This is a genomic window from Variovorax sp. RO1, assembly GCF_002849325.1.
Taxonomy (GTDB): Bacteria; Pseudomonadota; Gammaproteobacteria; order Burkholderiales; family Burkholderiaceae_C; genus Variovorax.
In genome coordinates this window covers 1,167,166-1,179,145 of the sequence record NZ_PKMT01000002.1, presented here as the reverse complement: position 1 = coordinate 1,179,145, position 11,980 = coordinate 1,167,166, and the positions used below count along the sequence as shown (strand labels likewise).

General features: G+C 68.1%; 9 protein-coding genes. All 9 read left to right on the top strand.

Annotated features, from left to right (window positions below):
- The first annotated feature begins 10 nt into the window (after positions 1-10).
- The 9 genes from mraY (at position 11) to ftsZ (ending at position 11,787) form a co-directional block, all read left to right on the top strand.
- The gene (gene mraY / locus CY658_RS16560; RefSeq protein ID WP_101491203.1) at positions 11-1,189 is read left to right on the top strand and encodes a phospho-N-acetylmuramoyl-pentapeptide-transferase; all 1,179 of its coding nucleotides are present in this window, start codon (positions 11-13) and stop codon (positions 1,187-1,189) included.
- 10 nt (positions 1,190-1,199) lie between these two features.
- Positions 1,200-3,473 carry a UDP-N-acetylmuramoyl-L-alanine--D-glutamate ligase gene (gene murD / locus CY658_RS16555; protein ID WP_101491202.1) on the top strand — a complete coding sequence of 758 codons (2,274 nt, stop codon included), beginning with the start codon at positions 1,200-1,202 and terminating at the stop codon, positions 3,471-3,473.
- Positions 3,470-4,765 carry a putative lipid II flippase FtsW gene (gene ftsW / locus CY658_RS16550; protein WP_101491201.1) on the top strand — a complete coding sequence of 432 codons (1,296 nt, stop codon included), beginning with the start codon at positions 3,470-3,472 and terminating at the stop codon, positions 4,763-4,765. The genes murD and ftsW overlap by 4 nt, the downstream gene beginning before the upstream one ends.
- On the top strand, positions 4,762-5,826 hold the full coding sequence (gene murG / locus CY658_RS16545) for an undecaprenyldiphospho-muramoylpentapeptide beta-N-acetylglucosaminyltransferase (protein ID WP_101491200.1): 1,065 nt from the start codon (positions 4,762-4,764) through the stop codon (positions 5,824-5,826). The genes ftsW and murG overlap by 4 nt, the downstream gene beginning before the upstream one ends.
- Complete coding sequence (murC, locus tag CY658_RS16540; RefSeq protein ID WP_101491199.1) at positions 5,823-7,298, top strand: UDP-N-acetylmuramate--L-alanine ligase; 1,476 nt, start codon at positions 5,823-5,825, stop codon at positions 7,296-7,298. Before murG ends, murC begins: the two co-directional genes overlap by 4 nt.
- The gene (locus CY658_RS16535) at positions 7,295-8,266 is read left to right on the top strand and encodes a D-alanine--D-alanine ligase (protein ID WP_101491198.1); all 972 of its coding nucleotides are present in this window, start codon (positions 7,295-7,297) and stop codon (positions 8,264-8,266) included. Before murC ends, CY658_RS16535 begins: the two co-directional genes overlap by 4 nt.
- 137 nt (positions 8,267-8,403) lie before the next feature.
- Positions 8,404-9,153, top strand: coding sequence for a cell division protein FtsQ/DivIB (locus CY658_RS16530; RefSeq protein WP_101491197.1), 750 nt, complete (start codon positions 8,404-8,406; stop codon positions 9,151-9,153).
- A 20-nt stretch (positions 9,154-9,173) separates the two neighbouring features.
- Entirely contained in the window at positions 9,174-10,403 is a 1,230-nt protein-coding gene (gene ftsA, locus CY658_RS16525; RefSeq protein ID WP_056575685.1) for a cell division protein FtsA, read from the top strand.
- A 169-nt stretch (positions 10,404-10,572) separates the two neighbouring features.
- Positions 10,573-11,787 carry a cell division protein FtsZ gene (gene ftsZ / locus CY658_RS16520; RefSeq protein ID WP_099795080.1) on the top strand — a complete coding sequence of 405 codons (1,215 nt, stop codon included), beginning with the start codon at positions 10,573-10,575 and terminating at the stop codon, positions 11,785-11,787.
- The last annotated feature ends 193 nt before the right edge of the window (positions 11,788-11,980 follow it).

The following is an 11,980-nucleotide window of genomic DNA, read 5'->3' as shown; positions in this document are numbered from 1 at the left end:
GCAACACACCATGCTGATGTCCCTGGCCCAATGGCTGCAGACGCTGTCGCCCGAGTTCGGGTTTTTGCGCGTTTTCAACTACCTCACGTTCCGCGCCCTCATGGCTGCGCTGACCGCGCTCGTGGTCGGCCTGGTGGCCGGCCCGTACGTCATTCGCCGCCTTGCCGCGCTCAAGATCGGCCAGCCGATCCGCGGCTACGGCATGGAAACGCACCTGACCAAGAGCGGCACGCCCACCATGGGCGGCGTGTTGGTGCTGTTCGCCATCGCGTTCGCCACCTTGCTGTGGTTCGACCTGTCGAACCGTTTCGTGTGGATCGTGCTGTGGGTGACGATGGGCTTCGGCGCCATCGGCTGGGTCGACGACTGGCGCAAGGTGGTGCGCAAGGACCCCGAAGGCATGCGCTCGCGCGAGAAGTATTTCTGGCAATCGGTGGTCGGCCTGCTCGCGGGCTTCTACCTGCTGTTCAGCATTTCCGAGAGCTCCAACTGGCGCGTGCTCGAGCTGTTCTTCGCCTGGGTGCGCTCGGGCTTCGACCTCGACTTTCCGCCCAAGATCAACCTGCTGGTGCCCTTCTTCAAGGAAGTGAGCTACCCGCTGGGCGGCATCGGCTTCGTGATCCTCACGTACCTCGTGATCGTGGGCGCGAGCAACGCCGTCAACCTGACCGACGGCCTCGACGGCCTGGCGATCATGCCGGTGGTGATGGTGGGCTCGGCGCTGGGCGTGTTCGCCTACGTCACGGGCAGCGCGGTGTTTTCCAAGTACCTGCTGTTCCCCTACATCCCGGGCTCTGGCGAGCTGCTGGTGTTCTGCTCGGCGATGGCCGGCGCGGGGCTCGCGTTCCTCTGGTTCAACACCCATCCGGCGCAGGTCTTCATGGGCGACGTGGGCGCGCTGGCGCTGGGCGGCGCGCTGGGCACCATCGCGGTCATCGTGCGCCAGGAGATCGTGTTCTTCATCATGGGCGGCATCTTCGTGGTCGAGGCGATCTCGGTGATGGCGCAGGTCATGTACTTCAAGTACACGAAGAAGCGCTATGGCGAAGGCCGCCGCGTGCTCAAGATGGCACCGCTGCACCACCACTTCGAGAAGAGTGGCTGGCGCGAGACGCAGGTCGTGGTGCGCTTCTGGATCATCACGATGCTGCTGTGCCTCATCGGCCTTTCCACGCTGAAGCTGCGGTAACAACACAACCATGCGGCACCTGAAAGACCTCCCCGTTCTCATCCTCGGCCTCGGCGCGTCCGGGCTGGCGATGGCGCGCTGGTGCGCGCGCCACGGCGCGGTCGTGACCGTGGCCGACACGCGCGAGGCACCGGCGTCGCTCGCGACGCTGCAGGCCGAGCTACCCGATGTCACTTTCATCGGCGGGCCGCTCACGGCCGCGCTGGTCGAAGGCACGCCGATCCGCGCCGTCTACCGTTCGCCAGGCCTGTCGCCCGCGACGCTGGCGCCGGTCGTCAATGCCGCCAAGGCCGTGGGCCTCGTGGTCGGCGGCGAGCTGGACCTGTTCGCGCGCGCGCTGCTCGATTTGCGGACGGTCGAGGTGCCGGTGGTGGAAGTCGAGGCTGACGTGCCGGTTGAAACCGCCGTGGCCGAACCTGTCGTTGAAACGCCTGCCCAGGCCGAACTGGCCTTGAGCGAAGAAGCCCCTGTGGCGGATGCTGCGGTGGTCGAGACGCCGGAAGTGCCCGCGTCGGAGGCTGCTGCAGTTGTCGAAGGCGAGCCCGAAGCGGCTGCACCCGTCGACGTTGTGGAGGCGACCGAGGCGGCTGCACCCACGGAGGCCGTGGCCGCAGAGTCGACCGAAGCCGCACTGCCAGTCGATGCGGCTGCCGCAGCAGCCGCACCCGTCGAACCGACCGAAGCTGTCGACGCCACGCCGCCCGCCATGGCCGAAGCCATGCCGCGCGACGCGTCGCTGAGCGTCCCGGTGACGCCGCCCACCGAAGACGTCGTCGCTGAAGACGCCGCCACGGAAGACGGCGCAGCACCGGCCGCCACCACCGATGTGCCCGACGCACCTGACGCGTCGGCTGCACCCGCGTCCGCCGCCAGCCTTTCCCGGCTCCCGCCCCCCGGCAAGCCCTACGTGCCCACCGCCGCGCTGGAGGCCGCCGCGTTCGTCGCCACGATCGCCGAGCTGTCCGCCACCAACCCGGCGTCGGCGGCGGTCGAGGAAGACACGCCCCAGATGGTGCTCGTGCCCGAGCCTGAACCCGAAGCGCCCAAGGGCTACACGCCGGCCGTGCTCGCGATCAGCGGCACCAACGGCAAGACCACCGTCACCTCGCTCACCGGCCAACTGGTCGAGCGCGCGGGCAAGACCGTGGCCGTGGCCGGCAACATCGGCCCGACGCTGCTCGACACGCTGGCCGCGCACATCGACGCCGACACGCTGCCCGAGGTGTGGGTGCTCGAACTCTCGAGCTTCCAGCTCGACGGCGTGCAGGGCTTCGAGCCCACGGCCGCGACCGTGCTCAACCTCACGCAGGACCACCTCGACTGGCATGGCGACATGCCGGCCTACGCGGCCGCGAAGGCGCGCATCTTCGGCGCCAAGGGCCTGATGATCCTGAACCGCGACGACGCCGGCGTGATGGCCATGCTGCCGCCGCCCGTCCGCGTGAAGCTGCAGCGCCCGCAGATCCGCACGCACGTCACCTTCGGCGGTGCGATGCCGCTGCGTCCCGGCGACTACGGCATCGAGCGCATCAACGGCGTGGCCTGGCTGGTGCGCGCGCTGGAAGCCGACGAAACGCAGAAGCGCAAGCGCGGCGCCGTGGTCGAAGAAGAAATCTTCTTCCAGCGCCTCATGCCCGCCGACGCATTGCGCATTCGCGGGCGCCACAACGCCATGAACGCCCTGGCCGCGCTCGCGCTCGCCAGTGCCGCCGACTGCCCGCTGGGCCCGATGCTCTACGGCCTGCGCGAGTACCGCGGCGAGCCGCACCGCGTCGAACCGATCGCCATCGTGGACGAGGTCGAGTTCTTTGACGACAGCAAGGGCACCAACGTCGGCGCCACCGTGGCTGCGCTCAGCGGCCTCGGCGAAGAGCGCCGCGTGGTCGTGATCCTCGGCGGCGAAGGCAAGGGCCAGGACTTCGAGCCGCTGGCCGACCCCGTGCGCCAGTACGCGCGCGCCGTCGTGCTCATCGGCCGTGACGCCCCGCTCATCGAGGCCGCGCTGGCCACTACCGGCGTGTCGCTGAAGCACGCGGGCTCGATGGAAGAAGCCGTCAAGCTCGCCGCCGCGCGCGCCCACCCCGGCGATGCCGTGCTGCTGTCACCGGCCTGTGCGAGCTTCGACATGTTCAAGGACTACGCGCACCGCGCCGAGGTGTTCCGCGAGGCCGTGGAGGCTTACGCCGACAGCCCGCGCGATGCCGTGGGTGGCGACGATGCCGTGGTGTCGTATGTGCCCAGCGCGTCGTTGTCCACCGCCGGATCGATGGAGGACCCGATTTGAACTCCGCAGCCGCAGGCCAGGAAACCCGCACCGGCAGCCGTTTCGGCGGCTGGTTCCGGCGCGCCCGCAGCGGCATGGATTCGCTGCCCGTGCACCTGCCCGTGCGGCTGGGCGGCGCCGGCATCGCGCAGACCAAGGCCACGCCGATGCGCGTGCTGGGCTTCGACCAGGCGCTGGTCTGGGTCACGGTCGCGCTGATGACCTGGGGCCTGATCATGGTGTATTCGGCCTCGATCGCGCTGCCCGACAACCCGCGCTTCGCGCGCGCCGGCTACGGTCCGTCGTTCTTCCTCACGCGGCACGCGGCTTCGCTGGTCATCGCCTTCATCGCTGCGCTGCTGACCTTCCAGATCCCGATGAAGACCTGGGAGCGGACCGCGCCCTGGCTCTTCGTGGCTTCGCTGCTGCTGCTGGTGGCGGTGCTCATTCCGCACATCGGCATCAACGTGAACGGCGCGCGCCGCTGGCTGCCGATGGGCTTCATGCGCTTCCAGCCGTCGGAGCTGGCCAAGTTCGCGATGGTGCTCTACGCCGCCAGCTACATGGTGCGCAAGATGGAGATCAAGGAACGCTTCTTCCGCGCCGTGCTGCCGATGGGCATCGCGGTGGTGGTGGTCGGCATGCTGGTGATGGCCGAGCCCGACATGGGCGCGTTCATGGTGATCGCCGTGATCGCCATGGGCATCCTGTTTTTGGGCGGCGTGAACGCGCGCATGTTCTTCGTGATCGCGACGCTGGTGGTGGTGGCCTTCGGCTCCATCGTGGCGAGCAGCCCGTGGCGCCGCGAGCGCATCTTTGCGTACCTCGATCCGTGGAGCGAAGAGCACGCGCTGGGCAAGGGCTACCAGCTGTCGCACTCGCTGATCGCCATCGGGCGCGGCGAGATCTTCGGCGTGGGCCTGGGCGGCAGCGTCGAGAAACTGCACTGGCTGCCCGAAGCGCACACCGACTTTTTGCTCGCTGTGATCGGCGAAGAGTTCGGCCTCATCGGCGTGCTGCTGATCATCGGCATGTTCCTCTGGCTCACGCGCCGCATCATGCACATCGGCCGCCAGGCGATCGCGCTCGATCGCGTGTTCTCGGGCCTCGTGGCGCAGGGCGTGGGCGTGTGGGTCGGCTTCCAGGCCTTCATCAACATGGGCGTGAACCTCGGCGCACTGCCGACCAAGGGCCTGACCTTGCCGCTGATGAGCTTCGGCGGTTCGGCGATCTTGATGAACCTCGTGGCGCTGGCTGTCGTGCTGCGCATCGACTATGAGAACCGCGTGCTCATGCGGGGAGGTCGCGTATGACCGGCCGCACCGCACTCGTCATGGCAGGCGGCACGGGCGGCCACATCTTCCCGGGTCTGGCCGTGGCCGAGGCCCTGCGCGAGCGCGGCTGGCGCGTGCACTGGCTGGGCGCGCCCGGCAGCATGGAAGAGAAACTCGTGCCCCCGCGCGGCTTCGCCTTCGAGCCGGTGCAGTTCGGCGGCGTGCGCGGCAAGGGTCCGCTCACGCTATTCCTGCTGCCGCTGAAGCTGCTGCGCGCCTTCTGGCAGAGCCTGGGCGTGGTGCGCCGCGTGAAGCCCGACGTGCTGGTGGGCCTCGGTGGCTACATCACCTTCCCGGGCGGGATGATGGGCGTGCTCATGGGCAAGCCGCTGGTGCTGCACGAACAGAACTCGGTCGCCGGCCTTGCCAACAAGGTGCTGGCAGGCGTGGCCGACCGCGTGTTCACCGCCTTCCCGAACGTGCTGAAGAAGGCGCAGTGGGTGGGCAATCCGCTGCGCGCGGCGTTCACGTCGCAGCCCGATCCGGCCACGCGCTTCGCGGGCCGCACGGGTCCGCTCAAGTTGCTGGTGGTCGGCGGCAGCCTGGGCGCGCGTGCGCTCAACACCGTCGTGCCGCAGGCGCTGGCGCGCATCGCGCCCGACCTTCGTCCACAGGTGCTGCACCAGAGCGGCGCCAAGCAGATCGACGAACTGCGTGCCAACTATGCGGCAGCCGGCGTCGAGGGCGAACTCACGCCCTTCATCGACGACACCGCGCAGGCGTACGCCGAGGCCGACCTCATCGTCGCGCGCGCGGGTGCCAGCACCGTCACCGAAATCGCGGCCGTCGGCGCAGCAGCGCTGTTCGTGCCTTTCCCCTCGGCGGTCGACGACCACCAGACCACCAACGCGCGCTTCCTCGTGGACGCGGGCGGCGGTTGGCTGGTGCAGCAGACCGACCTCACCCCTGAATTGCTGGCTGATTTGCTACAGACAACCGAACGCGCGACCTTGATCGACCGGGCCCAGAAGGCCAAGACCCTGCAGAAGACCGAAGCCGTCGAGGCGGTCGTCCGCGCCTGCGAGGAGCTCGCGAAATGAAGCACGCGATCCGTCACATCCACTTCGTCGGCGTCGGCGGCTCCGGCATGAGCGGCATCGCGGAGGTGCTGCTGAACCTGGGCTACAAGATCACGGGCTCCGACCTGTCGGACAGCGCCACGCTGCGCCGCCTCGCGGGCCTGGGCATCGGCACCTTCGTGGGCCACGCCGCCGCGCACATCGACGGCGCCGACGCGGTCGTCACGTCCACCGCCGTGCAGTCGGACAACCCCGAGGTGCTGGCCGCGCGCGAGAAGCGCATTCCGGTCGTGCCGCGCGCGCTGATGCTCGCGGAGCTGATGCGCCTGAAGCAGGGCATCGCCATCGCCGGCACGCACGGCAAGACCACCACCACCAGCCTCGTGGCGAGCGTGCTCGACGCCGCCGGGCTCGACCCGACCTTCGTGATCGGCGGTCGCCTGAACAGCGCCGGCGCCAATGCGCAGCTGGGCAGTGGCGACTACATCGTGGTCGAGGCCGACGAGTCGGACGCCTCGTTCCTGAACCTGCTGCCCGTGATGGCGGTGGTCACGAACATCGACGCCGACCACATGGAGACCTACGGGCACGACTTCGCGAAGCTGAAGAAAGCCTTTGTCGACTTCCTGCACCGCATGCCGTTCTACGGCGTGGCCATCCTGTGCACCGACGATCCGGCGGTGCGCGACATCGTGGCCGACGTGACCTGCCCGGTCACCAGCTACGGCTTCGGCGAAGACGCCCAGGTGCGCGCCATCGACGTGCGCGCCGTCGGCGCCCAGATGCATTTCACCGCGCAGCGCCGCAACGGCGTGACGCTGCCCGACCTGCCCATCGTGCTGAACCTGCCGGGCGAGCACAACGTGCGCAATGCGCTGTCGGTGATCGCCGTGGCCGTCGAGCTCGGCATTCCCGACGAGGCCGTGCAGCGCGGCCTCGAAGGCTTCAAGGGCGTGGGTCGCCGCTTCCAGAGTTATGGCGACGTGGCCGTGCCGAACGACACGGCCGGCGGCTGCTTCACCGTCATCGACGACTACGGGCATCACCCGGTCGAGATGGCGGCGACCATTTCCGCCGCGCGCGGCGCCTTCCCGGGCCGCCGGCTGGTGCTGGCCTTCCAGCCGCACCGCTACACCCGCACGCGCGACTGCTTCGAAGACTTCGTGAAAGTCATCGGCACGGCCGACTCGGTGCTGCTGGGCGAGGTCTATGCCGCGGGCGAGGCGCCCATCGTGGCCGCCGACGGCCGGTCGCTGGCGCGCGCGCTGCGCGTGGCCGGCAAGGTCGAGCCGGTGTTCGTGGACGACATCGCCGCGCTGCCGCAGACCATTCTGGACAACGCCCGCGCGGGCGACGTGGTGCTGTGCATGGGCGCAGGCTCCATCGGCGCCGTGCCGGGCAAGGTGGTCGAACTCGGCGCGGCTGTCGCGCCGTCGCCCGCACCCTCATCAACAACTTCAGAGCGCACTGCGCGCAAGGGGAGGGCCTCGTGAGCCTTCAGGATCCACAACTTTTCGGCAAGGTGGCCGTGTTGTTCGGCGGCAGTTCCGCTGAACGCGAGGTGTCGCTGATGTCCGGCGCCGGCGTGCTGGAGGCCCTGCGTTCGCGCGGCGTCGACGCGCATGCGTTCGACCCGTCCGAGCGCGAACTCACCGACCTGAAGCGCGAAGGCTTCGATCGCTGCTTCGTCGCGCTGCACGGCCGCCATGGCGAAGACGGCACCGTGCAGGGCGCGCTCGAGCTGCTCGGCATTCCCTACACCGGCTCGGGCGTGATGGCCTCGAGCGTGGCCATGGACAAGGTCATGACCAAGCGCATCTGGCAGGCCGACGGCCTGCCGACGCCCAAGTACGTGCGCCTGGCCTTCGACCAGCAAAGCCGCGAGCAGGTCATGGTGGTGCCCGACGTGCTCGGCCTGCCGCTGATCGTGAAGCCGCCGCGCGAGGGCTCGTCCATCGGCGTGACCAAGGTCGAGGGCTACTCGCAGATGCAGGACGCCGTCGCGTTGTCGGCGAAGTTCGATGCCGACGTGCTGTGCGAAGAGTTCATCGACGGCGAAGAAGTCACCTGCGCCGTGCTCGGCCAGGGGCTCGATGCACGCGCGCTGCCCGTGGTGCGCATCGCCGCGCCCGAGGGCGCCTACGACTACCAGAACAAGTACTTCACCGACGACGTGAAGTACCAGTGCCCGAGCGGCCTGCCCGAAGCCGAGGAGCGCGAGATCCAGCGCATCACGCTGGCGGCGTACCACACGCTCGGCTGCCGCGGCTGGGGCCGCGCCGACGTGATGATCCGCGCCAGCGACCGCAAGCCCTTCCTGCTCGAGATGAACACCTCGCCCGGCATGACCAGCCATTCGCTGGTGCCGATGTCGGCGCGCGCGGCGGGCATTCCCTACGAAGAGCTGTGCGTGCGCGTGCTCGCGTCCGCATCGCTCGATGCCAGGGGAGGCGCGAACTAAGCCATGGCCGACATGAACGCCGCCCGGCCGCCCGAAGGCGTTCGCCCCCTCGCTTGCGAGGGGGTTGGCGGAGCCGCGCAGCGGCGCAGCCTGGGGGAGCATTTGTGAGTACTACCGCTCCCTTCGACGTCAAGCTGATGAACATCGTCGCGAACGTTGCGTTCGTGCTGGTGGCGCTCATGCTGCTGGCGGCGAGCGCGTGGTGGGTGCTGCGCCAGCCTTTCTTCCCGATCTCGGGCATCAAAGTGGACGGCGAGGTCACGCACAACAACGCGGTCACGCTGCGCGCCAACGTGGCACCGCAGCTCAAGGGCAACTTCTTCACCATCGACCTGGCGCGTGCGCGCACCGCCTTCGAGACGGTGCCGTGGGTGCGCAGCGCGGTGGTGCGGCGCGAGTTCCCGAACAAGCTGCGCGTGACGCTGACCGAGCAGGTGCCGGTGGCGGTGTGGGGTGAGGAAGCCGGCTCCAAGCTGATCAACGGGTTCGGCGACGTGTTCGAGGCCAACGTGGCCGAGGTCGACAGCGACCTGCCGCGCCTGGACGGCCCGATCGAGCAGGCCGGGCAGGTGCTGGGCATGTACCGCGTGCTCGCGCCGATGTTCGAGCCCTACGACTTCGACATCGCCGAGCTGCGGCTGTCCAGCCGCGGCAGCTGGAAGGTGCTGCTGGACAACGGCGCCGAGATCGAACTCGGCCGCGGCCAGAGCGACGAGGTGTCGGCGCGCCTGCAGCGGTTCCTGAAGACCGTGACGCAGGTCGCGGGCCAGTACCGCCGCACGGTGGCCGACGTCGAACGCGCCGATCTGCGCCACAACGACGCGTATGCCCTGCGGCTGCGCGGCGTCACCACGGTCTCGCCCGAGGCCCCAAGAAAAATCAAGTAGCGAATACCGAGGACATCTACATGCCCAAAGAATACAAAGACCTGGTCGTAGGCCTGGACATCGGAACCGCCAAGGTGATGGTGGTCGTGGCCGAGGTGCTGCAAGGCGGCGAGCTCAAGCTGGCCGGCCTGGGCATCGCGCCCAGCAACGGCCTCAAGCGCGGCGTCGTGGTGAACATCGACGCCACCGTGCAGAGCATCCAGCAGGCGCTGAAAGAAGCCGAGCTGATGGCCGACTGCAAGATCAGCCGCGTCTACACCGGCATCACCGGCAGCCACATCCGCGGCATCAATTCGAGCGGCATGGTGGCGGTGAAGGACAAGGAAGTCACGCCCGCCGATGTGGCCCGCGTGGTCGAGACGGCGCGCGCCATCAACATCTCGAGCGACCAGCGCCTCCTGCTGGTGGAGCCGCAGGAATTCGTGATCGACGGGCAGGACGTGAAGGAGCCGATCGGCATGAGCGGCATGCGCCTGGAGGCCAAGGTGCACATCGTGACCGGCGCACAGAGCGCGGCCGAGAACATCATCAAGTGCGTGCGCCGCTGCGGCCTGGAGGTCGACCAGCTGATGCTGAACCCGCTGGCCTCGAGCCAGGCGGTGCTCACCGAAGACGAGCGTGAACTCGGCGTGGTGCTGGTCGACATCGGCGCGGGCACCACCGATGTGGCGATCTTCACCAACGGCGCGATCCGCCACACGGCCGTGATCCCGATCGCGGGCGACCTCATCACGAGCGACATCGCGATGGCCCTGCGCACGCCCACCAAGGACGCGGAGGACATCAAGGTCGAGCACGGCTACGCCAAGCAGCTGCTGGCCGACCCTGAATCGCAGGTCGAAGTCCCCGGCCTTGGCGATCGCGGCCCGCGCATGTTGAGCAAGCAGGCGCTTGCCGGCGTGATCGAGCCGCGCATCGAAGAAATCTTCTCGCTGGTGCAGCAGGTGGTGCGCGAGTCGGGCTACGAGGAAGTGCTGTCTTCCGGCGTGGTGCTCACGGGCGGCAGTGCCGTGATGCCCGGCATGGTCGAGCTCGGTGAAGACATCTTCCTGAAGCCCGTGCGTCGCGGTATTCCGAAGTACTCGAGCGCGCTCTCGGACATGGTGGCGCAGCCGCGCGCGGCCACCGTGATGGGCCTGCTCGAGGAAGCACGTTTTGCACGCATGCGTGGTTTCAAGGTCGCACAGAAGAACGGGTCCGTAAAGACTGCGTTCGGACGTTTCAAGGACTTCATCGTGGGGAACTTCTGACCATGAACCACTCCCCACTCTGGCTCGCGCGCGCGGGTCCTCCGCTGCATTTCAACGAGCGATGGCGACGCACCGGTCCACCATCGCGACGGCGATCCCGTTGATCACGTCAGGCAGAAGAAATATTCATAGATACATCACGGCAACTGCAATATTCAAGGAGTTAGAAATGACCATCGAAATGATCGAAGTCGAAGAATTCAACCAGGGCACGCAGATCAAGGTGATCGGTGTCGGCGGCGGCGGTGGCAATGCGGTCGCCCACATGATGGAGCGTGGTGTGCAAGGCGTGCAGTTCGTTTGCGCCAACACCGACGCGCAAGCCCTGCAACGCAGCAACGCGCACAAGAACATCCAGCTGGGCATCAGCGGCCTGGGCGCCGGCAGCAAGCCCGAGAAGGGCCGTGACGCGGCCGAAGCCGCAGTGGACGACATCCGCGCCGCCATCGACGGCGCGCACATGCTGTTCATCACGGCCGGCATGGGCGGCGGCACCGGCACCGGCGCGGCGCCCGTGATCGCGCGCGTGGCCAAGGAAATGGGCATCCTCACCGTGGGTGTGGTGACCAAGCCCTTCGACTGGGAAGGCGGCCGTCGCATGACCAACGCCGATGCCGGCCTGGCCGAGCTCGAAGCCAACGTCGATTCGCTGATCGTCGTGCTCAACGAGAAGCTGCTCGACGTGCTGGGTGAAGACATCACGCAGGACGAAGCCTTCGCGCACGCCAACGACGTGCTGAAGAACGCCGTGGGTGGTATCTCGGAAATCATCAACGAGTACGGCGGCGTGAACGTCGACTTCGAAGACGTGCGCACCGTGATGGGCGAACCCGGCAAGGCCATGATGGGCACGGCCGCGGCTGCAGGCCCCGACCGCGCGCGCATCGCCGCCGAGCAGGCCGTGGCCTGCCCGCTGCTCGAAGGCATCGACCTCTCGGGCGCCAAGGGCGTGCTGGTGCTGGTGACGGCATCGAAGGGTTCGCTGAAGCTGAACGAGTCGAAGCTCGCGATGAACACCATCCGCGCCTACGCTTCGCCCGACGCGCACGTGATCTACGGCGCCGCCTACGACGAAAGCCTGGGCGACCAGATGCGCGTCACGGTGGTGGCCACGGGCCTGTCGCGTGCCGACGCACGCCGCCAGGCTCCGACGCTCGAAGTGATTCGCACCGGCACCGACAACATCCCGTTCACCGTGCCGACGCTTGGCGGCATGGGCCACGCGGGTGGTGGTTCGGGCAGCCAGCCCAACTACGACGGCATGGCCGTGCCCAGCGTGTGGCGCACCAACCGCACGATGGCCGCCGCCAAGGTCGACGCGCTGTCGTCGGGTGGCATGGACGACTTCGAAATCCCTGCATTCCTGCGCCGTCAGGCCGACTGACCGCAGGCCACCGAACGCAGAGGGCACGAGGGTTCGCAAGGGGACGGGGAAGACCTGAAAGGGACTGACCCCCGGCTCTAGGCGCTGCGTTCACCTCGTGCCCCTTGCGTCCACCGCCGGGGGCTCCCCGGCTTTTTTTTGTGCGCTTTCTTTTTTGACCGGTCCATGTCTATCGCGGCCATAGCCAGGGGAA

Excerpts from the sequence above, each read along its gene's own strand:
- CY658_RS16530 (WP_101491197.1), top strand. The coding sequence starts at position 8,404 with ATGAACATCGTCGCGAACGTTGCGTTCGTGCTGGTGGCGCTCATGCTG.
- murD (WP_101491202.1), top strand. The coding sequence starts at position 1,200 with ATGCGGCACCTGAAAGACCTCCCCGTTCTCATCCTCGGCCTCGGCGCG.
- mraY (WP_101491203.1), top strand. The coding sequence starts at position 11 with ATGCTGATGTCCCTGGCCCAATGGCTGCAGACGCTGTCGCCCGAGTTC.
- murG (WP_101491200.1), top strand. The coding sequence starts at position 4,762 with ATGACCGGCCGCACCGCACTCGTCATGGCAGGCGGCACGGGCGGCCAC.
- ftsA (WP_056575685.1), top strand. The coding sequence starts at position 9,174 with ATGCCCAAAGAATACAAAGACCTGGTCGTAGGCCTGGACATCGGAACC.
- murC (WP_101491199.1), top strand. The coding sequence starts at position 5,823 with ATGAAGCACGCGATCCGTCACATCCACTTCGTCGGCGTCGGCGGCTCC.
- ftsZ (WP_099795080.1), top strand. The coding sequence starts at position 10,573 with ATGACCATCGAAATGATCGAAGTCGAAGAATTCAACCAGGGCACGCAG.